The organism is Burkholderia sp. Bp8994 (assembly GCF_003853805.1).
Classification (GTDB): Bacteria; Pseudomonadota; Gammaproteobacteria; order Burkholderiales; family Burkholderiaceae; genus Burkholderia.
Window position 1 is genome coordinate 23,804 of record NZ_QTQH01000011.1, and the last position, 25,727, is coordinate 49,530.

24 protein-coding genes are annotated in these 25,727 nt (G+C 69.1%); 5 read left to right on the forward strand and 19 right to left on the reverse strand.

Going from position 1 to position 25,727, the window contains the following annotated elements; translation table 11 throughout:
• Positions 1-32: 32 nt before the first annotated feature.
• The 13 genes from DIE04_RS13735 to DIE04_RS13795 form a co-directional block, all read right to left on the reverse strand.
• The gene (locus tag DIE04_RS13735; protein WP_124486643.1) at positions 33-1,340 is read right to left on the reverse strand and encodes a solute carrier family 23 protein; all 1,308 of its coding nucleotides are present in this window, start codon (positions 1,338-1,340) and stop codon (positions 33-35) included.
• 246 nt (positions 1,341-1,586) lie between these two features.
• Complete coding sequence (flgL, locus tag DIE04_RS13740; RefSeq protein ID WP_124520528.1) at positions 1,587-2,825, reverse strand: flagellar hook-associated protein FlgL; 1,239 nt, start codon at positions 2,823-2,825, stop codon at positions 1,587-1,589.
• 23 nt (positions 2,826-2,848) lie between these two features.
• Entirely contained in the window at positions 2,849-4,831 is a 1,983-nt protein-coding gene (flgK, locus tag DIE04_RS13745) for a flagellar hook-associated protein FlgK (protein WP_124520529.1), read from the reverse strand.
• A 192-nt stretch (positions 4,832-5,023) separates the two neighbouring features.
• Positions 5,024-5,779, reverse strand: a complete 756-nt coding sequence (locus DIE04_RS13750; protein ID WP_124520530.1) for a flagellar brake protein — start codon at positions 5,777-5,779, stop codon at positions 5,024-5,026.
• Between the two features lie 233 nt (positions 5,780-6,012).
• The gene (flgJ, locus tag DIE04_RS13755) at positions 6,013-7,011 is read right to left on the reverse strand and encodes a flagellar assembly peptidoglycan hydrolase FlgJ (protein WP_044847879.1); all 999 of its coding nucleotides are present in this window, start codon (positions 7,009-7,011) and stop codon (positions 6,013-6,015) included.
• The gene (locus DIE04_RS13760) at positions 7,012-8,190 is read right to left on the reverse strand and encodes a flagellar basal body P-ring protein FlgI (protein WP_124520531.1); all 1,179 of its coding nucleotides are present in this window, start codon (positions 8,188-8,190) and stop codon (positions 7,012-7,014) included.
• A gap of 5 nt (positions 8,191-8,195) precedes the next feature.
• Entirely contained in the window at positions 8,196-8,885 is a 690-nt protein-coding gene (flgH, locus tag DIE04_RS13765; protein WP_044847878.1) for a flagellar basal body L-ring protein FlgH, read from the reverse strand.
• 21 nt (positions 8,886-8,906) lie between these two features.
• Positions 8,907-9,695 (reverse strand): flagellar basal-body rod protein FlgG, encoded by a 789-nt coding sequence (gene flgG, locus DIE04_RS13770; RefSeq protein WP_014895799.1) that lies wholly within the window; start codon positions 9,693-9,695, stop codon positions 8,907-8,909.
• A gap of 35 nt (positions 9,696-9,730) precedes the next feature.
• Positions 9,731-10,489, reverse strand: coding sequence for a flagellar basal-body rod protein FlgF (gene flgF / locus DIE04_RS13775; RefSeq protein WP_044847877.1), 759 nt, complete (start codon positions 10,487-10,489; stop codon positions 9,731-9,733).
• Positions 10,490-10,509: 20 nt separating this feature from the next.
• A complete protein-coding gene (gene flgE / locus DIE04_RS13780) occupies positions 10,510-11,751 on the reverse strand; it encodes a flagellar hook protein FlgE (protein WP_044847876.1) in 1,242 nt (413 codons plus the stop codon).
• Between the two features lie 28 nt (positions 11,752-11,779).
• Positions 11,780-12,526: a flagellar hook assembly protein FlgD gene (locus DIE04_RS13785; RefSeq protein WP_044847875.1), complete on the reverse strand. Its 747-nt coding sequence runs from the start codon at positions 12,524-12,526 to the stop codon at positions 11,780-11,782.
• 67 nt (positions 12,527-12,593) lie between these two features.
• Positions 12,594-13,019, reverse strand: coding sequence for a flagellar basal body rod protein FlgC (flgC, locus tag DIE04_RS13790; RefSeq protein WP_044847874.1), 426 nt, complete (start codon positions 13,017-13,019; stop codon positions 12,594-12,596).
• Positions 13,020-13,056: 37 nt separating this feature from the next.
• Positions 13,057-13,545 carry a flagellar basal body rod protein FlgB gene (locus DIE04_RS13795; protein ID WP_124520532.1) on the reverse strand — a complete coding sequence of 163 codons (489 nt, stop codon included), beginning with the start codon at positions 13,543-13,545 and terminating at the stop codon, positions 13,057-13,059.
• Between the two features lie 205 nt (positions 13,546-13,750).
• On the opposite strand from DIE04_RS13795, the gene flgA reads away from it, so the two are divergent.
• From flgA to DIE04_RS13810, 3 genes are all read left to right on the forward strand, one after another.
• Positions 13,751-15,130 carry a flagellar basal body P-ring formation chaperone FlgA gene (gene flgA / locus DIE04_RS13800; RefSeq protein WP_124573049.1) on the forward strand — a complete coding sequence of 460 codons (1,380 nt, stop codon included), beginning with the start codon at positions 13,751-13,753 and terminating at the stop codon, positions 15,128-15,130.
• A gap of 119 nt (positions 15,131-15,249) precedes the next feature.
• Positions 15,250-15,582 (forward strand): flagellar biosynthesis anti-sigma factor FlgM, encoded by a 333-nt coding sequence (gene flgM, locus DIE04_RS13805; protein ID WP_124520534.1) that lies wholly within the window; start codon positions 15,250-15,252, stop codon positions 15,580-15,582.
• A gap of 85 nt (positions 15,583-15,667) precedes the next feature.
• Entirely contained in the window at positions 15,668-16,108 is a 441-nt protein-coding gene (locus tag DIE04_RS13810) for a flagella synthesis protein FlgN (protein WP_039317824.1), read from the forward strand.
• Between the two features lie 198 nt (positions 16,109-16,306).
• Here DIE04_RS13810 and DIE04_RS13815 read toward each other — a convergent pair whose 3' ends face one another.
• Positions 16,307-18,157, reverse strand: coding sequence for a M24 family metallopeptidase (locus tag DIE04_RS13815; RefSeq protein ID WP_124520535.1), 1,851 nt, complete (start codon positions 18,155-18,157; stop codon positions 16,307-16,309).
• Between the two features lie 432 nt (positions 18,158-18,589).
• Here DIE04_RS13815 and DIE04_RS13825 point away from each other — a divergent pair, with 432 nt between their 5' ends.
• The gene (locus DIE04_RS13825) at positions 18,590-19,402 is read left to right on the forward strand and encodes a helix-turn-helix domain-containing protein (protein WP_124520537.1); all 813 of its coding nucleotides are present in this window, start codon (positions 18,590-18,592) and stop codon (positions 19,400-19,402) included.
• Positions 19,403-19,492: 90 nt separating this feature from the next.
• Here the strand turns inward: DIE04_RS13825 and DIE04_RS13830 are convergent, their stop codons facing one another.
• From DIE04_RS13830 to DIE04_RS13845, 4 genes are read right to left on the reverse strand one after another with little or no spacing between them, the layout of a single operon-like run.
• Positions 19,493-20,734: a multifunctional CCA addition/repair protein gene (locus tag DIE04_RS13830; protein ID WP_124486654.1), complete on the reverse strand. Its 1,242-nt coding sequence runs from the start codon at positions 20,732-20,734 to the stop codon at positions 19,493-19,495.
• Complete coding sequence (locus DIE04_RS13835; RefSeq protein ID WP_124486655.1) at positions 20,731-21,378, reverse strand: glutathione S-transferase family protein; 648 nt, start codon at positions 21,376-21,378, stop codon at positions 20,731-20,733. Before DIE04_RS13835 ends, DIE04_RS13830 begins: the two co-directional genes overlap by 4 nt.
• Before the next feature lie 54 nt (positions 21,379-21,432).
• Positions 21,433-22,395, reverse strand: a complete 963-nt coding sequence (locus DIE04_RS13840; protein ID WP_124520538.1) for a complex I NDUFA9 subunit family protein — start codon at positions 22,393-22,395, stop codon at positions 21,433-21,435.
• Between the two features lie 57 nt (positions 22,396-22,452).
• On the reverse strand, positions 22,453-24,405 hold the full coding sequence (locus DIE04_RS13845) for a lytic transglycosylase domain-containing protein (RefSeq protein ID WP_124486656.1): 1,953 nt from the start codon (positions 24,403-24,405) through the stop codon (positions 22,453-22,455).
• An 8-nt stretch (positions 24,406-24,413) separates the two neighbouring features.
• On the opposite strand from DIE04_RS13845, the gene DIE04_RS13850 reads away from it, so the two are divergent.
• Positions 24,414-25,019: a 5-formyltetrahydrofolate cyclo-ligase gene (locus tag DIE04_RS13850; RefSeq protein ID WP_124520539.1), complete on the forward strand. Its 606-nt coding sequence runs from the start codon at positions 24,414-24,416 to the stop codon at positions 25,017-25,019.
• Positions 25,020-25,090: 71 nt separating this feature from the next.
• On the opposite strand, the gene DIE04_RS13855 is transcribed toward DIE04_RS13850, so the two are convergent.
• Positions 25,091-25,603, reverse strand: coding sequence for a winged helix DNA-binding protein (locus DIE04_RS13855; protein WP_059448486.1), 513 nt, complete (start codon positions 25,601-25,603; stop codon positions 25,091-25,093).
• Positions 25,604-25,727 lie beyond the last annotated feature (124 nt).

The window sequence follows — 25,727 nt, forward strand, 5'->3', positions numbered from 1 at the left end:
GCCGGCGCCCGCGGCCCTGCTCCCGCCGCGGCTCACACCACCGGCCCCGGCTCCTTTTCCTTGCGCAGGATCGCGTACAGGATGATCGCGCCGAACGTCGCGGTGCCGATCCCGCCGAGCCCGAAGCCGCCGATCTTCAGCGAGAAGTCGCCGGCGCCGAGCACCAGCGTGACGGCCGCGACGATCAGGTTGCGGTTGTCGGAGAAGTCGACCTTGTTGACGACCCAGATCCGCGCGCCCGTCACCGCGATCAGCCCGAACACGACGATCGACACGCCGCCGAGCACCGGGCCCGGAATCGTCTGGATCACCGCGCCGAACTTCGGCGAGAAGCCCAGCCCGATCGCGATCAGCGCGGCGACCGCGAACACGAGCGTCGAATAGATCCGCGTGACGGCCATCACGCCGATGTTCTCCGCATAGGTGGTCACGCCGGTGCCGCCGACGCTGCCCGACACGATCGTCGCGAGCCCGTCGCCGATGAACGCGCGACCGACGTAGCGGTCGAGGTTGGTGCCCGTCATCGCGCTGACGGCCTTGATGTGGCCGAGGTTCTCCGCGACCAGGATCACCGCGACCGGCGCGAGCATCAGCATCGCGTGCGGATCGAACACCGGCGCGCGGAAGCTCGGCACGCCGAACCACGCGGCCTGCGCGACGATCGCGAAATCGACCGGCTTGCCGAGGCCCATCCCGTTGGTCGCGATCGCATAGATCACGTAGGCGATCACCAGCCCGACGAGGATCAGCAGGCGCTGCATCATCCCGCGCGCGAACACCGCGACGCCGCCGACGCACAGCACCGTGACGAGCGCCATCACCGAGTCGAAGGTCGATGCCGACACGCCCTTGACCGCGATCGGCGCGAGGTTCAGCCCGATCACCGCGACCACCGCGCCGGTGACGACGGGCGGCATCAGCGTCTCGATCCAGCGCGTGCCGATGGCCTGCACCAGCGCGCCGAGCGCGACGTACACGACGCCGCACGCGACGATCCCGCCGAGCGCGACCGGGATGTTCGGGTTCGGGCCGCTGCCGCCGTAGCCCGTCACCGCGATCACGAGGCCGATGAACGCGAAGCTCGAGCCGAGGTAGCTCGGCACGCGGCCGCCGACCAGCACGAAGAACAGCAGCGTGCCGATACCCGACATGAAGATGCACAGGTTCGGATCGAAGCCCATCAGCAGCGGTGCGAGCACGGTCGAGCCGAACATCGCGACGACGTGCTGCACGCCCATCGCGACCATCTGCGGCCACGCGAGGCGTTCGTCGGGGCCGACCACGCGCGAGACCGCGCCGGTCGGTTGCACCCGCCAGCGCGGGAAGTAGGAATCGGACATGGGGAAAAGGGCTCCTGTCGTACGCCGGCTGCGGGACGGTGCGCCGGTCTGGAATCTGGCGCGAGTTTACGGAGCGGAAATGGGGCTGGCAAGCGCGAACCGCCGGGGCGGCGGGCGTGCCTGCCGGGCGGGCATCGGCGCGGGAATCGGCGCGGGAATCGGCGCGGCGCGACCGCATCGGCGGCGGCCGGCCGGCGCACCGCGCGATGTGAGCGGGCGCTCACATCGCAGCGGACGCGACGCGGATTACGGATTGATGTACTGGAACAGCGACATGTTCTGCAGCTGCGCGTAAGCCTTCTGCGCGCCGCTCAGCGCGTTCTGCACCTGCAGGTACTGGCTGATGGTCGTGACCATGTTGGCGCTCGTCAGGTCCGACAGGTTGCTGGTCGTCTGCAGCGCCGCGGTCTGGTTGACGGTCTGCATCGCCTTGACCTCCTGCTCGCGGCCGCCGACCGAAGCCAGCACGGTCGTGACGTTGCGCATCGAGTTGCCGATCTTCGTCGCGGCCGTGCTCAGCGTGTTCGACAGCGCGGCGGTCGCCGTCGGATTGCCGGCGACGGGCGTCTTCAACGCCGTGATCATCGAATCGAGCGTCGAGAACACGTCGACCCCGCTCGCCTGCGGCGCGGGCGTGACCGAAAAGGTGTCGGTGGGCGACGGCGTGCCCGACACGGCGACCTTCATCCCGTTGCCGAGCGCGATCGCGGTGCCCGACGTATAGGCCTGCGCGGGCCCGGGAGTCGGGGGTGAAATCGAGTTGTCGGTCACCGTGTAGGTCGGCGCGGCCGCCGTGCCGCCGAAGGTGATCGTGAACTGATGGCCGTTGGTCGCAGCCGACGGATCCGTCACCGTGACGTTGCCGATGGTGGCCGTGCCGGTGTTGGCCGCGCCGGCCGCCTGGACGGGCGAGTTGCCCAGCGCCTGCACCGACATGAACACCGAGAGGCCCGAGTCGCCCTGCGGCACGCTGCGCGAATCGTCGATCTGCACGGTGCGCGTGCCCGTATCGCCGACATAGCTGATGCTGCCGGCGGCGTCCTTCGTGAACGGCGCCGTCGAATTCTGGTAGCCGGCGAACAGGTAGTTGCCCGCGCCGTCGGTCGAGTTCGCGAGCGACACCAGCTGGTCGCGGTAGCCCTCGAGCTGCGCCGCGAGCGCTGCGCGGTTATTGTCGGCGAGCGAGCCGTCGCCGGCGCGCACGATCAACGACTGGACGCTGCCGAGTACGTTGCCGACGCTCTGCAGCGCCTGGTCCTCGGCCTGCAGCGACGCGAGCGCCGTGCTCTGGTTCGCCGCGTATTGCGACAGCGTGGCCGACGTCATCGACAGCTGCACGGCCTGCGCCGCGCCCAACGGGTTGTCGGCCGGCGTCGACAGGCTCACGCCGCTCGAGATCTGCTGGTAGAGCTGCGCGAGCTGGGCCTGCTGATCGTTCATCTGGCCGACGTTCAGCTGGTAGAACTGGGTCGTGGAAATCCGCATCGTTTCTATCCTCTCGAATCCGCTCAGCTGAACAGGCCCAGCACGGTCTGGAACAGCGAAGCCGCCGTCTGGATCACCTTCGCGTTCGCCTGGTAGAGCTGCTGGTACTGCATCAGGTTCGCGGCTTCCTCGTTCTGGTTCACGCCCGACACCGACTGCTGCGCGGACGTGATCTGGCCGACCAGCGCCGTCTGTGCGGTACTCGACGACTTGAGCTGGCTCGCCGCATTGCCGATGTTGTTCACATAGTTCGCGTAGGCGCCCGTAAGCGTCGTCGTGCCGCCGCCGAGGGTCTTCGCGTTGACGAGCCGCGACAGCGCGAGCGCGTTGCTGCCGTCGCTCGTGCCGCCCGCGTACGGCCCGATCGTGAACGAATCGCCGTCCGACGGCGTGCCCGACAGCGTGACGGTCACGCCGTTCAGCGCACCGGCGGCCGTGCCCGACATCGTCATCGCCGCGCCGGTCGACGGGTCGTACGGCACGGGGTCGGTCGGATTGCTGATCGTCACCGACGTCGGCGGCGTGCCCGGGATCGTCACCGTGGTACCGGCCGGGAAGCCCGACAGCGACTGCGTCGCCGCGTCGTAGGTCAGCTTGGTCGACGGCACCTGATAGCCGGAGGTCACCCCGCTCAGCGCGATCTTGGCGGTGCCGATGTTGGTGCTCGACGCCGACGTGACGGCCGGCGACGCGGCCGCGATCGCCGAGCCGCTCGTCGTCGCGAGGCCGAAGCCCGTCAGCGCGCCGCGCGTCGGCAGCACGGTGAACTGGTCGCCGGCATTCATCGCGCCGGACGAGGACGAGAAGTTCAGCCCGCCGAGCGAGACCGGCATCGGCCCCGCCTTCTGGTCGACCACCGACCCGCTCGCGCGGTCGGTCAGCGTGTAGTTCGTGCCGTCAAACGACAGCGTGTAGTCGCTCGTCGTAGGCTGCGACGCGTTGGCGAACGAGACGGACAGCGCCGCGTTGCCGGTATTGCCCTGGTTCGAATAGACGGTCGGGTTCGCCACCGTGAACAGGTTGCCGCCCGGATTGCCCGCCAGGTCGACGCCGAGCGCGTTCTGCCCGTTGACCTGCGCGGCGAAGCTGGTCGCGAGCGCGCCGAGCTGCGCCTGCGCGGGGTCGAGCGTCTGGCTGCGGAACGCGAGCAGGCCGCCGAGCGTGCCGCCCGACAGCGACGCATCGGGCAGCGCCTGGTTCGGCCCCGGCGGGTTCGCGCCGGCGATCCCCTGCGACACGACGGTCAGCTCGCTCGGATCGGACGACGACGTGACGGTCGCGAGCTGGTAGCTCTTGTCGGCAAGAACGAGCGGCTGGCCGCCCGCGAGGAACACGCTGTAGCCGCTGTCGTTGCGCACCACCTGCACGCCGGCGAGGCTCGACAGGTTCGACACCGCGAGGTCGCGCTGGTCCATCAGCTGGTTCGGCGGCTGCCCCTGGCTGCTCGCTGCGGAGATCTGCCGGTTCAGCTGCGCGATCTGCTTGGTGTACGTGTTGATCTGCGACACGGTGTCGGTGAGCTGCGTATTCACGCTCTGGCGCAGCGCGTCGTACTGCTGGCCGGCCGCGTTGAGCTGGTTCGCGAGGATCTGCGCGTTGCTGACCGCGGTCTGCCGTACCGACGGATCGGACGCGTTGTTCGCGACGTTCTGCAGCCCGGTGAAATAGCCCGTGATCCCGGTCGAGATGCCGGCCGTCGGGCTGCCGACGTAATTGTTCAGCTGCGCGACGAGCGAATACCACGTCGACAGCGAGCCGCCCTGCGACTGCGCGCTGTTCAGCTGGTCGCTCAGATACTGGCTGTACTGCCGCTGCACGGTGACGGTATTCACGCCCTGCGGCATGTAGCCGCTCGCCGTGTACTGACCGCTCGCCTCGGCATAGACCGGGCGCTCGACCGAATAGCCGGGCGTCGCGGCGTTGCTGATGTTCTGGCCGGTCGTCGTGAGGCCCCAGAGCGCGGCATTGAGGCCGCTGACACCGAGGTTCATGAGTGAGTTGGACATGCGCGATCCTGATGAGCCGGCCGCGCTGCGGCCGCCGGGTTGCGTGACTCCCGGTATAACGGCCGCGGATCGGAAAAATTGAGGGAAAAATGCGCGCGCGACGCGCGCATGCGCGTCGTCCGGCGAGCGGCCCGGCGCACGCTGCCGGCGCCGGTGCGAGAGCGGCCCCGAACCGGGCCGCGAGCGGATGCGTCAGGCCCGCGCGAGCGAGCGGCGCTTCATCTCGAGCTGCGTGATCAGGCGCTGCAGCGTGTTCTCCGCGCTGCCCGGCAGCGACATGAAGCGAAAGCCGAGCTGGTAGCGGCGCGAGCCGTTCGGCATCTGGGTCGAACGCTGCGACACGAGCTGCAGGTCGAGCGACAGCTTGCCGTGGCCGTTCAGCTCGAGCTCCACGCCCGGCAGCAGCGTGCCGACATCGAGCGTCTCGACGCGCTCGTCGGCGGTCCGCAGGCCGACGCCGCCGAGCGACAGGTTATGCACCTCGAACATGAAGCCCTCGCCGTCCGGCAACCGGCCGCGGCACAGGAACGGATCGACGATCGGTGCATCGACGCGGAAATACTCGCGGCGCTGGATGCACATCAGCACGTCGGGGAAATCGGCGACGAACGCGGGCAGCCCCTCGTAGCGCGTCTCGCGCGGCGTGTTCGTGGTGAATTCGACGCGCACGCCTTCCGGCGCGGCCGCGAAGGTGCAATGCGACGCGCCGAGGATGCCGGCGTTCTGCTCGGACAGCGCGCCCCAGTCGAACGCGAACGTGCGCGCGCCGACGTCGACCTCGAGCAGGCGCGTGACGAGCTGGCCGCCCGGGTACTGGACGGTCAGGAAGTCGCCCCGGTTCACGAGGTTGCGCAGCTGCACGCCGATCTCCAGCGGATTGCGGCGGGCGTAGTCGGGCCCGGAATGGCCCGCATCCAGGCTCGGATCGGTCGACGTTTCGATATTCATGGCTAGCCGGTTTTCTTTTCAGGGCGCCCGGGCGACCGGTGCGCAGTAAAACCGGGCCAGAACATGGCCCGGTTACAGGTCTCTCACACTTAGCGGCAGTGCTCACCGAAAGTTTAGATCGAAACGCCGGTATTTTTCGCGCAAACGTTGAAAACCGCGCGCGGCGGGATACCGGGCACGGTTCGTAAGATTGTAAAAACGGCGGCAGGCGGGGCCATTGCGGCCCGGCCCCGTCAGCCGATCTGCTGCATGATCGAGATCAGCTTCTTCGCGTAATTCGGGTCCGTCGCGTAACCGGCCTTCTGCATTCCGTGCGCGAAACCCTCGACGCTGCGGCTCGCGCTGAGCACGCCCGCATAGCGCGGGTTGTTCTTCAGCAGGTTCGCATAGTCGGTCATCGCGTGCTCGTACGAGTCGTACGCGCGGAATTTCGCGACGACGCGGCGCGGCGTGCCGTTCACGTATTCGGTCGTCAGCGCCGACACCGTGCGGCCCGTCCAGCCCTTGTTCGCCTTGATGCCGAACACGTTGTAGCTCGTCGAGCCGTCGCTCGCGCGGATCTCGCGCTTGCCCCAGCCCGATTCGAGCGCGGCCTGGCCGACGATGAAGCGCGCCGGGATGCCGGTGGTCGCGCTCGCCGCCTGCGCCGGGCCGGCGAGCCGGTCGACGAACGCGTCGGCGTCCTGCACGCCGCTCGCGCCCTTCAGCGGCGGCGTCAGCGCGCTGCCGGCCGTGTAGCCGCGCGAGCCGGCGAGCCCGCCGTTGTTCGCCGCGTTCGCGTAGGCCCGCGCCATCGCGTTCATCGCGGCGAGGCTGCCTTCGTTGCCCGACGTGCCCGAGCCGGCCGCACCCAGGCCCGCCGCAGCGAGCCCGGCCGCGCCCGCGTCGGCCGCCGTGTCGCTGCCCGTGCCCTGCCCCGCGTTGCGCAGCAGCTGCTTCATCAGCGCGTCGGCCACGCCGATCCCGCGCTTCGACATCTGCTGCGCGAGCTGCTGGTCGAGCATCGACGTGTACATCTTCGACGTGTGCGAATCGAGCAGCCCGCCGTCGGGCGACGCATCGCGCATGCTCTTGAGCATCATCTGCGTGAACATCGCGTCGAACTGGCCCGCGACCGCCTTCGCACCGGCCTGCGGCGACTGCTTCGCCTGCGCGCGCAGCGCGTCGAAGCCCTGCACGTCGAGGGCGAAGCGCTGCGTCAGGTCGTTCGCGTTCGGAAGATTCGCCGCCATTCAGATCACCTCCAGGTCTGCGCGCAGCGCGCCGGCCGCCTTCATCGCCTGCAGGATCGACATCAGGTCCGCCGGCGTCGCGCCGAGCGTGTTCAGCGCCTTCACGACGTCGGCCAGGTTCGCGCCGGCCGTCACCATCTTGAGCGCGCCGTTGTCCTGCTTCAGCTGGATCTGCGACTGCTGCGCGACCACCGTCTGCCCGTTCGAGAACGGCCCCGGCTGCGACACCACCGGCTGCGTGTTGACGACCACCGACAGGTTGCCGTGCGCGACCGCGCAGCTTTGCAGCGTGACCATCTGGTTCATCACGATCGAGCCGGTGCGCGCGTTCAGGATCACCTTCGCGGCGGCCTTGTCCGGGCTCACGTCGAGGTTCTGCAGGCGCGCCATGAACGCGACCTGCTGCGCGGAATCCGCCGGCGCGGCGAGCTGGATCGTGCGGCCGTCGAGCGCCGTCGCGGTGCCCGGGCCGAAGCTCGAATTGACCGCGGACACGATCCGCTGCGCGGTGCCGTAGTCCATGTCGTTCAGCTGCAGCTGCAGCACGCCGTTCATCTGCGCGATCGCGTTCGGCACCGCGCGCTCGACGATCGCGCCGCCGACGATCCGGCCGGCCGCGAGCTGGTTCACCTGCACGCGGCTGCCGTTCGCACTCGCGCCCGCGCCGCCGACCGCCATGTTGCCCTGCGCGAGCGCGTACACCTGCCCGTCCGCGCCCTTCAGCGGCGTGAGCAGCAGCGTGCCGCCGCGCAGGCTCTTCGCGTTGCCGAGCGACGACACGGTCACGTCGAGCGCCTCGCCCGGCCGCGCGAACGGCGGCAGCGTCGCGGTCACCATCACGGCCGCGACGTTCTTCAGCTGCATGTTGTTCAGCGACGACGGCCCGCCGTTGGCCGAGCCGTTGTTGATCGAGATGCCGAGGTTCGCGAGCATGTTCGCGAGCGTCTGCGTCGTGAACGGCGTCTGCATCGTCTGGTCGCCGGTGCCGTCGAGGCCGACGACGAGGCCATAGCCGATCAGCGGGTTGTCGCGCACGCCCTGGATCTGCGCGAGGTCCTTCAGGCGCTCCGCGTGCGCGGGTGCCGCGCCGAGCGCGCACACCGCCAGCACGAACGCGGCGGCGATCCGCGCGACGGCACGCGCACGGGACGACAGGCGGTGGAAAAGAGGCTGCTGCATCGTCATCACCACGGTGCGATGTTGAGGAAGAAGCGCTGCAGCCAGCCCATCGTCTCGGCTTCGTTGATGTAGCCCTTCGACGAGTATTCGATCTTCGCGTCGGCGACCTGCGTCGAATAGACGGAGTTCGCGCCCGAGATCGTGTTCGGGTTGACGACCCCCGAGAAGCGCACGAATTCGTTGCCCTGGTTGATCAGCATCTGCTTCTCGCCGCTGACCACGAGGTTGCCGTTCGGCAGCACGTTGGTGACGGTCACCGTGATCGTGCCGTTGAACGTGTTCGCCGCGCTCGCGCCGCCGGTGGCCGCGAACTTGTTGGTGCCGGCCGCCGACAGGTTCGCCTTCGCGAACAGCCCGCCGAGGAAGCCGGCCGTCGGCACGTTGAAGTCGGTGTTGCCCTGGCGGTTCGTGTTCGCGCCCGACGACTTGGTCGCGTTGATGTTCTCCGCGATCATGATCGTCAGGATGTCGCCGACGTTGCGCGGCCGCTGATCCTCGAACAGCGGCCGCCCCGCATAGCCGGGGTTGTAGATCGAGCCGGGCGCCTGCATCGACATCGGCATCGGCGGCTGCGCCGTCATCGGCTGCTGGATGATCGGGTCGCGCGGAATCTGCGCGCAACCGGCGAGCGCGGCCACCGCGACCGCGCACGCGGCGCGGACGGGGGCTGACGGGAGGAGGCGAACCTGCTTCATGGCGACGACGGGACGTTCCGGTTAGCTCTTCATCTGCGTGACGGTCTGCAGCATCTGGTCGGACGTCGTCACGGCCTTGCTGTTGATCTCGTAGGCACGCTGCGTCTGGATCATGTTGACGAGCTCCTGCACGACGTTCACGTTCGACGCCTCGACATAGCCCTGGTTGAGCACGCCCGCGCCGTTCAGGCCCGGCTGCGACACGTTCGGCGCGCCCGACGACGTGGTCTCGGCGAACAGGTTCTCGCCCTTCGCCTCGAGGCCGGCCGGGTTGATGAAGGTCGCGATCTGCAGCGAGCCGATCTGCACCGCGTTGCTCGAGCCCGGCTGCGTGACCGACACGACGCCGTCCTTGCCGATCGTCAGCGACTGCGCGTTCTGCGGCACCGTGATCGCCGGCAGGATCTGGTAGCCGCTCGACGTGACGAGCTGGCCCTGTGCGTTGGTCTGGAACGAGCCGTCGCGCGTATACGCGTTCGTGCCGTCCGGCATCAGCACCTGGAAGAAGCCCGCGCCGTTGATCGCGACGTCCTTCGAGTTGCCGGTCTGCGTGAGGCCGCCCTGCGTGTACAGGCGCTCGGTTGCGACCTGCTGCACGCCGGTGCCGAGCTGCAGGCCCGACGGCAGCTCGGTCTGCTGCGTCGAGTTCGCGCCCGGTTGGCGGATGGTCTGGTACAGCAGATCCTCGAACACCGCGCGCGACGCCTTGAAGCCGTTCGTGCTGGTGTTCGCGAGGTTGTTCGAGATCACGTCCATCTGCGCCTGCTGCGCATTCATGCCGGTGGCGGCAATGTAGAGCGAACGGTTCATGTTGAATCTTCTCCTGGGTGCGAGGGCCGGGCCGCTCAGCTGAAGTTGAGCAGCTGGTTCGCCGACTGCTCGTTCTGGTCGGCCGTCTGGATCAGCTTCGACTGCAGCTGGAACGCCCGTGCGTTGTCGATCATCGCGACCATCGCGGTCACCGGGTTCACGTTGCTGCCTTCGAGCGAATTCGGCGTGACGACCACGGTCGGGTCGGCGTCGGCCGGATTGCCGTCGGCGGTGCGGAACAGCCCGTCGTTGCCGCGCGCGAGCGTGGCCGGGTCGGGGTTCACGAGCTTCATCTGGTCGACGATCGCGACCGCCGTCGGCGGGTCGCCCGGCATCAGCGCGGACACCGTGCCGTCCTTGCCGATCGTCACTTCCGCGTTCGGCGGCACCGAGATCGGGCCGCCGTTGCCGAGCACCGGCAGGTTGCTCGCGTTGACGAGCTGGCCGTTTTCATCGACGTGCAGGTTGCCGGCGCGCGTGTACGCCTCGCTGCCGTCGGCGGTCTGCACCGACAGCCAGCCGGCGCCCTGCACGGCGACGTCGAGCGGGTTGCCGGTGCGCGTGATCGGACCCGGCGCGTAATCCGCGCCGGGCGTCGACGCGAGCACGTAGGTGCGCGTCGTCGTCGGGTCGATGTTGCTGCCGTCGCCGAAATTCATCGGCACCGCGCGGTAGGTCGCGAGCTGCGCGCGAAAACCCGTCGTCGACGCGTTCGCGAGGTTGTTCGCGACGATCGCCTGCTGGTCGAGCGACTGCGACGCGCCCGTCATCGCCGTGTAGATCAGTCGGTCCATGGCTGCCGGTTATCCGCGCGTTACAGGTTGATGAGCGTCTGGTCGACGGTCTGCTGCGTCTTGATCGTCTGCGCGTTCGCCTGGTAGTTGCGCTGCGCGGTGATCAGGTTGACGAGCTGCGACGTCAGGTCGACGTTCGAGTTCTCCAGCGCGCTGCCCTGCAGCGTGCCGTGGTTCGTGCTGCCCGGCGCGGAGATCTGCGGCACGCCCGACGCGGCCGTCTCGGCGTACTGGTTGCCGCCGAGGCTGGTCAGCCCGTTCGGGTTGTTGAAGTTCGCGATCGCGATCTGGCCGAGCACCGCCGTCTGGCCGTTCGAGTAGTTGCCGGTCAGCTTGCCGTCCGAGCCGATCGAGAAGGTCGTCAGCGTGCCGCTCGCGTAGCCGTCCTGCGCGAGGTTGTTCACGCCGTCCTTGCCGCCGTACTGCGTGGTGCCGGTCAGGTCGAGCGTGAGGTTCTGCGGCGTCGCCGAGCCGTCGGTGGTCGGTACGGTGAACTGGAACTGGCCGAGCGATGCGGTCGGCGTGGCGGAACCCGGCAGCGTCGTGCTCTGGATCGCGCCCGACGTGTCGAACGTGACCGTGCCGAGGTCGGTCGCGGTGCCGCCCTGCACGCCCGCGTAGGCTTCCCACGAGCCGGCCGCCGACTTCACGAAATACATGTTGACCGCCTGCGAGCCGCCGAGCGAGTCGTACACCTGGATCGACGTCGAATAGTTGTACGTCGTGGTGTCGGTCGGGTCGAACGGCGTCTTGGCCGGCACCGTGTCCTGCGAGTTCAGGTTGAACTGGCCGGTGATCTTGGTCGTCGGGGTCGGCGCGATGTTGGTCGTCGGCGCCTGCAGCGCCACGGTCTGCGCGGTGTTCAGCACGCCGTTCTTGCCGGCCGCGTAGCCCATCAGGTTCGCGCCCGCCGAGTTGACGATGAAGCCGTTCTTGTCGCGCTGGAACGTGCCGTCGCGCGAGTACGTCGTCACGCCGTTGTTCGACATCTGGAAGAAGCCGTTGCCGTTGATCGCGACGTCGAGCGACGAGTTCGTCGTGTTGATCGTGCCCTGGCCGAACTGCTGCTGCACCGACGCGAGCGTCGTGCCGATCCCGATCTGCGTGTTGACCGACGTCGCGAGCGAGTTCGCGTACATGTCGGAGAACTGCGCGGTGCTCGACTTGAAGCCGACCGTGTTCGCGTTCGCGATGTTGTTGCCGATCACGTCGAGCGCGTTCGATGCGCCGGCGAGGCCGCTCAGACCCTGTTGATAACCCATTTCGGTCTCCGTTTTCGAGAAAGCTGGATCAGTTGCTGGTGGTCGTGCCGCCGGACGACGACGACGCGGTGTTCGGGAAAATCGACGCGACCTGGGTCAAGCCCACCGTCGTGCCGTTCGACAGCACGAGCCCCGCCGTGCCGTCGGCCTGCTTGATCACGCTCTGTACCTGCGCGGCCGCGAGCACGGTCGGCGCGTACGTCTTGCCGTCGCTGCCCGTGTACTGCGCGCTCACGGTGTACTTGCCGTCCGGCAGCGCGTTGCCGGCCGTATCCGTCGGCGTCCAGTTGAACGGCACCGTGCCGGCCGACTGCTGGCCCGCGTTGATCGTGTTCACGACGACGCCCGCGCTGTTCTTCACGGTGATCGTCAGGTTCGACACGTCGCTCGTGAGCGACACGCCGAACGGCGATGCCGCGCCGCTCTTCACCGCGACGCTGTTGCCCGGCGCGAGCACGTTCGTGCCGATCAGCAGCGCGGCCTGCGTCTGCTGGCCGGCCGCGAGTTGCGTCGACAGCGACGTGAGCGACGTATTCAGCTGCGCGATGCCGCTCACCGTGTTGATCTGCGCGAGCTGCGACGTCATCTGCGAGCTGTCGACCGGGCTCGTCGGATCCTGGTTCTGCAGCTGCGTGACGAGCAGCTTCAGGAACGTCGCCTGCAGGTCGCTCGCCGAGGTGCCGGTCGTCGACACGTTGTTGGTGTTCATCGTGTCGGTCGGCAGGGTCGACACGTTGGTGCCGCTGCTGCCGATCGTCGTGCTGGAGGAAGTCATCCTGGATAGCCTTGTGTCGAAACGGTCGGGTCTGGGCCCGGGTGTGGAAGGTCGCTCGGCGCGCGGCTTACGTGCCGATCGTCAGCGTCTTGAGCATCAGCGTCTTCGCGGTGTTCAGCGTCTCGACGTTGGCCTGGTACGAGCGCGACGCCGAGATCATGTTCACCATCTCCTGCACCGGATCGACGTTCGGCATCTGCACGTAGCCGTTCGCGTCGGCGGCCGGGTTCGCCGGGTCGTAGGTCGACTTCATCGGCGACGGATCGTCGACGACCTTCGTCACGCGCACGCCGCCCACGCCCTGGCCGGACGCGGTGCGCGCGCCGCCCATCGGGTCGGTCGCGAACACGACCTGCTTGGCCTTGTACGGCTTGCCGTCGGGGCCGGTCGCGCTGTCGGCGTTCGCGAGGTTCGACGCGGTGACGTTCAGGCGCTGCGATTGCGCGGACAGCGCCGAACCGGCGACGCCGAAGATGTTCATCAACGAGGGCATGGAGGCTCCTGGTGCTTGTGCTCGGGTTCGGTTGCGCTTACGAGTTCGTCGAGATCGCGGCGATCATCGCCTTGATCTGCTGGGTCATCACGGTCATCCCGGTTTCGTAGTGCAGCGCGTTGTTCGCGAACTGCACGCGCTCGACGTCGAGATCGACCGTGTTGCCGTCGAGCGACGGCTGCAGCGGCATCCGGTACTGCGCGCGGCCGTAGTCGTCGGCCGGGCCGCCGGCCGGCATCAGCTTCGCGGTGCCGGCCATGTGGCCGGGTGCCGTCGACACCATCGTCATCCCGCTCGCCACGCCGGCCGGCTGCGCCATCGGCAGCTGCGCGGCGTTGCTCGGCGCGAGGCCGCCGCCGGCCTGCTTCAGCGAGCGCGCGAGGGTCGACGCGAAATCGGCGTCGCGGGCCTGGTAGCCGGGCGTGTCGGCGTTCGCGATGTTCGACGACAGCAATTCCTGCCGATAGGCGCGCACGTCGAGCGCCTGTCGGCCGAACGCGAATTCGGCATCGAGTTTGTCCAGCATGTGTGCGTCTCTCCGTATGAAGCGCTGCACGCCCGTTGCGCCGGATGGCGACCCAAGGGGCTTTTTTCCATGACAGCGATGGTAGGCGGCGGGCGCAACCGGCAATCGGACGAATAACGCGGCAAAGGCCCCCTCTATTCATCGTTTGCGCGGCGGCCCGGCTCCCTAGAATGCGAATCGGATCAACGGCTTCGAGGACACGGCGATGACAGGCAGCGCACTTCGCGGCAACCACGGACGCGGCACGCGCTGGCCGCGTGCGTTCGCGCTCGCCGCGGCGCTGTGGCTCGCGGTGCCGGCCGCGCACGCGGACGACGGGATGATCGTGATTCCCGGCCGCGGCGAAACGGCCGAGACCGCGCTCGCGCAGGCGAACGCGGCGAGCGGCGGTCAGTTCGGCGGGAATTCGGGGACGGCTTCGGGTACGGGTACAGGTGTGGCCACGACGGTCGGTGCAGTCGGTGCAGTCGGTGCAGTCGGTGCAGTCGGTGCAGTCGGTGCAGTCGGTGCAGTCGGTGCAGTCGGTGCGGGTGGCGCAGGTGGCGCGGGTGGTGCTGCCGGCGTGACCGGCGCGGCCGCGGCCCGCTACGCGGCGCAGCCGGCTGGCTCGATGGTCGTGATGAATGTCCCGCCGCCGGCTGCCGTGCCGACGCCGCGCCCCGCCTACGCCGCCGCGCGCACGAACGCCACGACCACCGCGAACGCCTCGAACGCCTCGAACGCCTCGAACGCCTCGAACGCCTCGAACGCAGGTTATGGTGCCCTGCGCGCCGCCGATCCGGGCGCCGTCGCGACCGTCGTCGCCGGCGCGGCCGACCCGGCATCGAATTCCGCGCGACCGGCCATCGCCGCGCGCCTCGCCGCGGCCCGCGCCGCTTCAGCCGCGCCGGCCGCGCGCGCACCGGCGGCTGCCGCCAACCCGCCCCAGGTAGCCGCCGCGCCCCAGCCGGCGACACCGCCCGGCCAGCAGGACCCCGACACGATCCGGCGCACGGCGCTCGCATTCCTGCAGCAGCAGGTCGCGGGCCTGCCGGGCAAGACGACCGCGACCGTCGCGGCCGCGTTTCCGCGCGGGCTCGCCGCGTGCACGACGCTCGAGCCGTTCCTGCCGACCGGCGCGCGCCTGTGGGGCCGCACAACGGTCGGCGTGCGCTGCGCGGGCGAGCGGCCGTGGACCGTCTACCTGCAGGCGAAGGTTGCCGTGCAGGCCACCTATTACGTCGCCGCGCGCCAGATCGCGCCCGGCGAGCCGCTCACCGCGGCCGACCTCGTCGCGCGCGAAGGCGACCTGACTGTGCTGCCGCTCGCGGTGATCACCGATCCCGCGCAGGCGGTCGGCGCGACCGCGCTGGCGCGGATCTCGGCCGGGCTGCCGCTGCGCCAGGACATGCTGAAGAGCGCCGCGTCGGTGTCGGCCGGGCAGACGGTACGGGTCGTCGCGGCCGGGCCCGGCTTCACGATCTCGGCCGAGGGCAGCGCGCTCGCGAATGCGGCGCCGGGGCAGTCGGTGCGGGTCCGGATGGCCGCGGGGCAAATCGTCACGGCGATCGTCAAGGATGCCGGAACCGTCGAAATTCCGCTGTAGGGCCGGATCGCACCGCAAGATTGTAAAGAATTGTTTATTCGGAGAATTTCGGGCTCACGATGCTAAAGTTCGGGCCGACCCGGCCGTTATCTGGGTCATACCGTCCAGGAAACCCCATCGTGAAGATCGATTCCACTCCGAACCCGAGCCCACTCGCGTCGACCGGCAACGGCGCGGCCCGCGCGCAATCCGGCGCGGCTTCGTCGTCGTCCGCGCAGGCGGCCGACGCAGGATCGACCGGCGGCGACGCGAGCGTGAACCTGTCGGGTCTGTCCGGCCAGCTGCGTTCGCTGTCGGCCTCCGGCAGCGCCGACATCGACACGGCCCTCGTCCAGTCGATCAAGGACGCGCTGAACAACGGCACGTTGACGATCGACGTGAACAAGATCGCCGACGGCGTATTGAATACCGCCCGCGACCTGCTGCAACAGCAGCGCTCGCAGGGCAACTGAGCCGGCCCGGGGCCCGTCACGCCCTGACCGGTCCCCTGGTTTGCCGGCATGCGGCCCCGCGTGCCGGCGCGACGAGCATGACGCGATGAGAGAAGAGCTGCTGGCCACGGTCAACGACGAACACGCGACGGTCGAAGCGTTCGCGTCCCTGCTCGCCTACGAGGAAAAGGCGCTGACGACGCCGGAGCCGCTTGAAATGCTGCCCGGCATCGTCGAGAAGAAGAGCGCGCTGATCGACCGGCTCGCGCAGCTCGAGCGCACGCGCGACACGCAGCTGTCCGCGCTCGGCTTTCCGGCCGGCAAGAAAGGGATGGACCAGGCCGCCGAACGCGACGCACGCCTCGCGGGCCGCTGGCAGTTGCTGCTGCAGGCCGCCGAACGCGCGCGCCAGGCCAATGCGACCAACGGGATGCTGATCCGGATCCGGATGGACTACAACGAGCGCGCGCTCGCGGTGCTGCGCTCGGCGCCCGCGCCGGCCGGCGTCTACGGGCCCGACGGGCGGGTATCGGCGCTGATGCGCTGATTCTCCGACGTACTGATTCTCTGACGTACGGATTCCCTGACGCACCGATTCCCTGACGCACCGATTCCCTGACGCACCGATTCTCTGACGTACCGATTCTCTGACGTACGGATTCCCGACGGGCCGATCACGCCGGCGCATCGACGCGCCGCGCGTGCATCGCGCGGCCCGCCTGCGGCCGCGCGCCCCTTCCCCGCCTTACAGCAGCGGACACGCAGTGACCTGCGTGCCGCGTTCCACGCAAAGCCGTTCGTAGTCGCGCAGGTACGCGCGCTCGTCGTCGTTCAGCAGTTCGACGTCGATCAGGTCCCAGTCGTAGCCGACCGTGACGATGTTCTCGAACGCGACGGTGTCCGATGCGTCGTCGTCCGCGCGCACGATCACGATGTTCTCGATCCGCACGCCGCCCTTGCCCGCCACGTAAATGCCCGGCTCGACCGAAATCACCGCGTTCGGCACCAGCCCGTACCGCGCGCCCGGCGCGAACCGCACGCCGCCCTCGTGCACGTGGATCCCGACGCCGTGCCCGGTGCCGTGACCGAAATCGTAGCCGTGGTCGCGGCACACCTGGCGCACCGCCGCGTCGACGTCGTCGCCCGTCGCCGTCTTCGGGAAACGCGTGACGAGCCCCTTGATGCAGGCCTTCAGCGCGACCGTGTAGATCTCGCGCTGCCACGGCTGCGCGACCGTCTCCGGCCGCGTGCGGCGCAGCACGACGCGCGTGCAGTCCGTCGCGAAACCGGCGTCGTAATACGCGCCGCTGTCGAGCAGCACGAGTTCGCCTTCGGTCAGCTCGACGTCGGCGCTCGCCGCCGTGTAGTGCGCGAACGCGCTGTTCGCGCCGTTCGCCGCGATCGACGGGAAGGTCAGCGCGACCGCCGAGCGGGCGCCGTACGCGTCGTTGATCGTGCGGGCCAGGTCGTACTCGGTATGGCGCTGCCCCGGCTCGCCGGCCTTCGCCCAGCGCATCGTTTCGGCGATCGCCGCCGAACTGCGCGCGAACGCGTCGCGGAACCGGTCGAGCACCGCCGGCGTCTTGCCGGCGCGCAGCGCCTCGACCGGGTTGAAGTCGGCGTGCCGCGCGTGCGGCCACACGCGGCGCACCGACTCGACGAGCGCGCAGTTGACCGACTCGAAGCCGTAACACACGTGCTCGACCGCGAACCGCGCGAGGAAGCGCTCGAGTTCGGCGAAGTCGCGCCGGATCACGTGCAGCGCCGGATACGACGCCAGTTCGACCGGGCAGCGGTCGCAGCCCTCCGGCAGGAACAACGCGACCTGCTCGCCGATAGCGAACAGGAAGCCCAGGTGCGACGACGCATTCGGGATGTGATAGCCGCGGCTGTTCAGCAGGTACGCGAGGTCGTCCGACGCGCACGTGAAGAACGCGGTCGTGCCGGGCGCAGCGCCGGTGTGCGCGGCGAGCCGCCGGTTCAGCGCGTCGAGGTTCTGCGCGACGCTCGCGCCGGTCATCGCGTCCGGCAGCTCGAAGATCGGCCGCTCGACCACCCAGCCCGGCAGCGCGATCGCGCGGTCGATCTCGCGCTCGACGAGGCTCGTCCAGTCGAGCGATGCCGCCTGCGTCTGCTCGACCAGCCGGTCGCGCTGCGCGACGCTGATCCGCAGCGCGTCGTAGCCGACCCGCGCGAGCCGGCTCGCGTGCGCGAGCAGCCAGTCGGCCAGCGCCTGCCAGATCGTCACGTTCATGCCGAGCTTCTCGATGCGCACGCGCGCCGGGTCGCACTGCTGTTCGGCCTGCAGGTGATAGCGGCCGTCGACGAACAGCACGAACGGCGGCACGCCGAGCGCCTCGGCGGTCGCCGCGCTCAGGAAGATGCCGCAGCCGGCCGAGCCGTCGAAACCCGACAGCGCGTAGCGGGGGTTGTTGCGGCGCGGCAGGTATTCGGTGATGTATTCGTCCTGCGACGTGACCACGACCGCGTCGAGCCGGGTGGCGTCGAGCAGGCGCGACAGGCCGGCCTGCGTGTCGGCGACGGACGCGTCGTACGGGGGAAGGCCGGAGAAGCTGTATTTCAGTCGATCGATCATCGGATACCCGTTATGGATTGTTGTCGGCGGCCGGCGGCGTCACGCGGCATGGCGCACGCCTCGCGCGGCACGCTGCCCGCGCGGACGACGCGCGGCCCGGCGGGCAGCCGGGCCGTGGCGCCGTTCCAGCGGCAGGCTTTCGGGGAAATTTTTGTCTCACTTAACTTTGTTTGATGCGTGCGACAGAATCTAGAGCACGGTGAAATTGAGGTCAAGCTAAAATTTTCGTAGGGCTAAAATTGCCGATGCGTGAGGTGCGCGACGGCGGCACCGCCGTGCGCGGCGTGGCGGCGGACCGGCGCGACTGCACGGTACAATGCGCCCGCATCGTCGTCCCGACGGCCGTGCTTCGTGCGATTCGCGGAACGGCAACGTCCGGCGACTGCACCGCCCTCTCGCTCGCCTCCCGACTCGTTGCCACGAAAGAGATCCATGGATTCAGACATCATGCGTATCGGCCAGCGCATTCGCCGCCTGCGCCGGGAAGCGAAGAAAACGCTGCTGGAAGTCGCGACCGAAGCGAACCTGTCGGTCGGGTTCCTGTCGCAGGTCGAGCGCCATCTGACCGGTATCTCGCTGTCATCGCTGGTCAACGTCGCGAAAGCGCTCGACGTACCGCTCAGCACGCTGATCGACCAGCCGCGCCAGGCGCAGCCCGACTCGCACGCGGGCCGCCGCGAACCGTACGCGGTCGACGCCGCGTCGCAGTGGTACGAACGGCTGTCCACCACCTTCGACGGCAGCCAGATCAACGCGCTCAAGGTCCGGATGATGGAGGGCTACCGGTCGGAATGGGTCGCGCACGGCGGCGACGAGTTCGTGTACGTGCTGACCGGCCGGCTCTGCTACACGATCGGCAAGAAGGATTACCCGCTGTCGCCCGGTGATTCGCTGCACTTCGACGCGAGGAAGCGCCATCGCGTCGCGAACGTCGGCGACGGGCCCGCGGAGCTGATCGCGGTCGGCACGCTGCCCCTCTTCGACGACAACTGCGCCGAGTTGGGGTCCGCCGCGATGAAAATCAGGCTGCTCGCGCGCGATGCCGGCGCGACGCCGGGCGAGCCGCGCGTGAGCCGCCGCGAACCGTCACCGAAGCGGGAGCGCGACGCGGACGCCGCGCAGCCCGCCGACAAGCCGGCCGGCGCCGCGGCCAACACGGCTGCCGGGAAGTCCCGCGCGGCCACCGGCAAACGTCCGGCTGCCGCCACGCCGGCGCGCCGCACCGCCAAGCGCATGAAGAGATGACGGCTGGCGGCCGGGCGGCGCACCGCTCGGCACGGTCCGCACGATTTGCGGAATCGATTCACGGCCTGATTCGCAACCCGATTCCCCCGCCTATTCCGCGATCGCCAGCGCCTGCTTGACGGCCTCGACCCGCGCGCGATGCACGGCGTCCTTGATCTGCATCGCATCGTTGCCGACGCCGCGCGCGATCGCGCCCGCGTCGACGCTGCGCGCCGCCACCAGCGCCACGCGCAGCCGCTCGGCCTGCGGATACGGCTGCGTGTCGAGCCCGAGCCGGCCGCGCGCATCCGCTTCGCACGCCTGCAGCATCTCCGCGAAGCGCGCCGGCTTGCGCAGCGCGTCGCTGCGCTCGAAGAAACGCACCAGCGCGGCCGCGCCCATTTCCATCACGCGATGCAGGTTGCCGTGCTCGCGCGCGACCACCAGCGCGAGATCGCGGCAATCGTTCGGCACGCGCAGCCGCTCGCACAGCGGCTTGATGAGGTCGACGCTGCGGCCTTCGTGGCCGACATGGCGCGGCAGCACGTCGGCGGGCGTCGTCGCCTTGCCGAGATCGTGCGTGAGCGCCGCGAAGCGCACCGGCAGCGAATAGCCCTGCTTCGCCGCGTAGTCGACGACCATCATCACGTGCACGCCGGTGTCGACTTCCGGGTGATAGTCGGCGCGCTGCGGCACGCCCCACAGCGCGTCGACCTCGGGCAGGATGCGCGCGAGCGCGCCGCACTCGCGCAGCACCGCGAACATCCGCGACGGTTTCGCCTCCATCAGCCCGCGCGCGATCTCCTGCCACACGCGCTCGGGCACCAGCGCATCCGCTTCGCCCGCGTCGACCATCCGCCGCATCAGCGCGAGCGTGTCGTCCGCGACCGTGAAATCGGCGAAGCGCGCGGCAAAGCGCGCGATCCGCAGGATCCGCACCGGATCCTCGACGAACGCGTCGCCGACATGCCGGAACACGCGTGCGCGCAGGTCGGCCTGCCCGTCGAACGGATCGATCACCGGGCCGACCAGCGCGCCCTCCGGGCTCACTTCGCGCGCCATCGCGTTGATCGTCAGGTCACGCCGCGCGAGGTCCTCTTCGAGCGTCACGTCCGGCGCATAGTAGAACTGGAAGCCGTGATAGCCGGCCGCCGTCTTGCGCTCGGTGCGCGCGAGCGCGTATTCCTCCTGCGTGCCCGGATGCAGGAACACGGGGAAATCCTTGCCGACCGGCCGGAAGCCCTGCGCGGCCATCTGCTCGGGCGTCGCGCCCACCACCACGTAGTCGCGGTCCTGCACCGGCACGCCGAGCAATTCGTCGCGGATCGCTCCGCCTACTGCGTAGATGTTCATGGCGTCGGTTCGTATTCGGCGATCACGTTGGTTTCGCGGCGCGCGCCATCGATCCAGCGCTGCACCGCCGGCAGTGCCGTCACGCGCGCCGCATACCCGGCCGCTTCCGGCGACAGCGCCGGCGCATACGTGTTGAAGCGCATCACGACGGGCGCATACATCGCATCGGCGATGCCGAATTCGCCGAACAGGAACGGGCCGCCCGAGGCCTCGATGCACGCGCTCCACAGCGCGTCGATGCGCGCGACGTCGGCGAGCGCCTCGGGCGTCGCGCCGCGCCCCGGCATCGACGCGCGCACGCTCATTCCCATCTGCGTGCGCAGCGCGGCGAAGCCCGAATGCATCTCGGCCGAGATGCAGCGCGCATGCGCGCGATCGAGCGGATCAGCGGGCCACATCGGGAACTGCGGATAGCGCTCGGCGAGCGTCTCGGCGATCGCGAGCGAATCCCAGATCGCGACGCCGTGGTCGTCGATCAGGCACGGCACCTTGCCGGTCGGCGAATACTCGCGGATGCGCGCGGCCGTGTCGTCGCGGCGCAGCTCGATCACGATCTCGTCGAACGGGATGCCGAAATGCGCGAGCAGCAGCCACGGCCGCATCGACCACGACGAGTAGTTCTTGTCTCCAATGACGAGTTTCATGGCGGTGTTCCGGAAAGCGCGAAAGTGAATGACGGAAGCGACGGTCCGCGGCGCCTAGCGGCGGCGCGAGCGGAACCAGTCGAAGCGGGAGCGCCGCGCGGCATGGCCGAGATACGCGGGCGCGATACTCTCGAGACTCGCGGGCGAGATCCCGAGTTCCGGTGCGAGCGGCCCGGACAGCACGTTCGGCACCGACATCGACGCGAGATTGTCGCGCGTGATCACCGGCTCGCCGGGCAGGCATTCGAACACGCTCGCCTGCAGCCGCGCGAGCGCGTCGGGCAGCCGCACGATGCGTGCCTGCCGGCCGACCAGCGTGCCGCAATAGCGCACCAGCTGCTCGAGCGTATAGACGGTCGGGCCGCCGAGTTCGTAGGTCTTGCCGTGCGCGGCCGCGAGATCGAGCGTGTTGACGAACGCGCGCACGACGTCGCCGACGAACACCGGCTGGAAGCGCGCATCGGGCATCGCGAGCGGCAGCACCGGCAGCGTGCGCTGCAGGTTCGCGAATGTGTTCAGGAATGCGTCGCCGGGGCCGAAGACGACCGACGGGCGGAAGATCGTCAGCGTGAGCGAATCGGTCGCCGCGACCGCATGCAGCGCGGCCTCGCCGTCGCCCTTCGAGCGCTGGTACATGCTCGGGCCGTGCGAATCGGCGCCGAGCGCGCTCATGTGCAGCACGCGCCGCACGCCGACTTCGACGCACGCGGCGGCCAGCGCGGCCGGCAGCGCGACGTGCGCGCGCTCGAACCCGGGCCCGTACGGCGTGCCACGGCCGCCGTGCAGCACGCCGACGAGATTGACGGCCGCATGCGCGCCGGCGACGAACCGGGCGAGCGTGCGCGTATCGAGCGCGTCGAGCTCGACGATCTCGACCGGCAGCATCTGCAGGTGGCGTGCGTGCTCGCGCCGCCGCGTGCCGATCCGCACCTGCTTGCCGGCGTCGATCAGCGCGTTGACGAGCCGGCTGCCGATGAAGCCGGTGCCGCCCAGCAGCGCGACGGTCTGGCGATCCATGTTCGGGTCCTCAAAAGAACACTGCCGCGTCTCGCGCGGCAGTGTGAAGATTGCGGATCAGGGCGAGATCATGCCTAGGCGTTTCTTCAACGACTGCGGTTTGCCCTCGAAGAGCGCCGCGTAGTAGACGGTGTTCGACAGCACGTTCTTCACGTAGTCGCGCGTCTCGTTGAACGGAATCGTCTCCGCGAAGATCGCGCCTTCGACCGGCTGCGTCAACACCTGGCGCCACTGGCGCGGCCGGCCCGGGCCCGCGTTGTAGCCGGCGGTTGCCAGCACCGGCGAGCTGTCGAAGTTGTTGTAGATGTCCGCCAGATACCAGGTGCCGAGCTGGATGTTGGTATTGATGTCGTGCATCTGCGCACGCGTGATCGTGCCCATCCCGAGCTTCTTCGCGACGAGCTGCGCGGTGGCCGGCATCAGCTGCATCAGGCCGCCCGCGCCGACCGACGAACGCGCGTTCGTGATGAAGCGCGACTCCTGGCGGATCAGCCCGTATGCCCATTCGATGTCGAGGCCCGACGACTGCGCGTAGCGCTCGACGATGTCACGGTACGGCGACGGGTAGCGCAGCGTGAAGTCGTGCTCGGCCTTCGTGCGGTCGGCCGTGTTGACGGTGCGGTCGAGCAGGTCGATGCGCTTGCCGTATTCGGCGGCCGCGAGCAGCTGGCGATCGGTCATCCCGCGCAGCGGCCAGTTCCATTCGCGGTTGCCTTCGAGACGCAGGTTCAGCCCGTAGAAGCGTTGCGCGAGCGCGAAGCCCGGGATCTTGCTCATCGCGTCGATGTCGCCATCGCTCACCTTCGTGCGCGGCGGGATCGACGTGCGCTGGCCGAGCTCTTCGCCGGCGAGCTGCCCGTAGAAGTTGTACTGGCCCGCGACCTGCTCGAATTCCTGGTTCGCCTGCAGCGTGTCGCCGCTCTGCTTGAGCGCGCGCGCATGCCAGTAGATCCATGCCGGATCGTCGCGCAGCGACGGCGGCATCTGTTCGATCGACCAGCGCACCATCGGCCAGTTGCCGGCGAGCAGCGCGGCGCGCGTGCGCCATTCGTAGCCCGGGTTCGACAGCGGCGCGTTCGCGGATTTCGCATACCAGACCGACGCGAGCGCCGAGCGCTTGATCGCGCCCTGGTAGCCGATCGCGCCCCACGCGATCGCCTGCTCCTGCTTCGTCAGCGAGCCGGCGATCGACGTCAGCATCCCGGCCGCCGCGTCCGGATCGTTGCGCGCCATGCGGCCGAGCGCGATCAGCGCGAGCTGGTGCGATGCCGCGTCGGGGCCGACGCCGCGCGCGAGGTACAGCGGCGGCGCGCTGGTCGCCTGGTCGAAACCGACCGGGCGCGCGCCGAGCGCGTCGACGATCTTGCCGCCGAGCGTCGTGTAGTTCTGCTCGTACGCGAGGCGCGCCTGCTGCCACACGTCGTCGCTGGTGAACTGCTGGTTGACGGTGAGCGCCGTAATCAGGTCGACACAGGCGTCGCCGTAGTATTTCGGCTCGACGAGCAACGCACGCGCCGCCTCGGCGACGTTCTCGCCGCGCGCCGCGCGCGATTCGAGCGCGTAGCACTTGACCTGCGTGTCGTCGTCGAGCACGAAGCGCTTGTACTGGTCGTCGAAGTTGCGCCAGTCGTGACGCGCGCCGAGCACGAGCAGGTAGTCGTTGCGCAGGCGGTCGGCGATCGCCTGGCCGTCGTAGCGCTGCAGGAACGACTGCACCGGCGCGTCCGGTGCGTCGACGCGTGCGCGGCCGGTCGAATCGAACAGCTGCGGCTTGATCTGGAAATACTCGACGTAGGACGGGACCGGATAGTTCGGGATCATCGACGCGAGCTGCGCGGCCTTCGCGGCGTCGTTGCGGCGCGCGGCTTCGCGCAGCTGCACGAAGATCTGGTCGTCCCCGGCGAGCGTGTCGTCGCCCGGTGCGGCGCACGCGGCCGTGCCCGCGACGAGCGCGGCGGCCGAAAGCGTGAGCGCGACCGCGCGATATACTCGGAAAAGGCTGTTCGACATCGTTATGAATGGAGCACGAAGTGAGCGAAAGCATAGCATGCAACCCTGTGCCGAACCCGAAGGTTGCACTGCGCAAAACGCTGTCCGGCGCGCGTCGCGACGCCGCGTCGCAGCCCGCCGCGAACGCCGCGCTCGACACGCGGCTGCGGCGGTTGCTCGAGCGCCTCGCGCCCGCGACGGTCGGCTTCTACTGGCCGCTGCCGGGCGAATTCGACGCGCGCGACGCGGTGCTCGCGTGGGCCGCGGCCGGCACGGGCCGCCGCGCCGCGCTGCCGGTGATCGGCGAGCGTCACACGCCGCTCGCGTTCCATGCGTGGGATGCGGATACGCCGATGCGCGAAGGCCATCACCGGATTCCGGAACCGGCGTCGGGCGTCGTCGTCGTGCCCGACCTGCTGCTGATTCCGTGCGTGGGATTCGATCTGCAGCGCTACCGGCTCGGCTACGGCGGCGGCTACTACGACCGCACGCTCGCGGTGTGGCCCGGCGACACGCTGCCGGTGACGGTCGGCATCGCGTATGAAGCGTGCCGCGTCGATGCGTTGCCGGCCGAGGCGCACGATCTCGCGATGCGCTGGATCGTGACCGACGGCGCGCTGTACCCGGCCGCCTGATGACGCGGCGCGCGCTGCTGCGTGAGCGGCATGCCGCGCGTCACCGCGCTCACCCTCCCGTCCGCAATCGTTTACAGCGACGCCGCCGCGCGCGCGGCCGTGTCGTAGAGGCCCGATGCGTGGCGCAGCAACTGCGCCGCGTCGCCGATCTGCTCGTTGGTGAGGCCGCTGTCCTTGAGCGTCTCGATCAGGCAGTGCTCGCGCACCTCCCGATACTTCAGGCACAGCTCGCGGCCCGCCTCGGTCGCGAAGAAGAACACCTCCTTGCCGCTCTTCTCGCTCTTCACATAGCCGCGCGCGATCAGTTTTTTCAGCGCATAGGTCGCGACGTGCGTATCCTCGATATTGAGCACGAAGCAGATGTCGGCGAGCTTCTTCTTGCGTTCGCGGTGGCTCACGTGATGCAGCAGCGACACCTCGACCGCCGTCATGTCCTTCGCGCCCGCGGCCGACATGCAGCGCACCATCCAGCGGTTGAATGCGTTGCCGGCCATGATGAGCCCGTATTCGAGTTCCGACAGCTCCGCGCTCGAATCGGAAACGAGGTGTTCGGATGACACGATCTTGGTCGCAGGACGCTTCATGGAAAGGCGGAGCAAGCCGGATGACAGGGTGTGCCGAGTGTACGCCAGAAGCCCGGACATACGGGCTAGGCGAAAACGCTTATTGGGAAGTTGTCGATATTTTATTGACAATGTGCGCTAACAT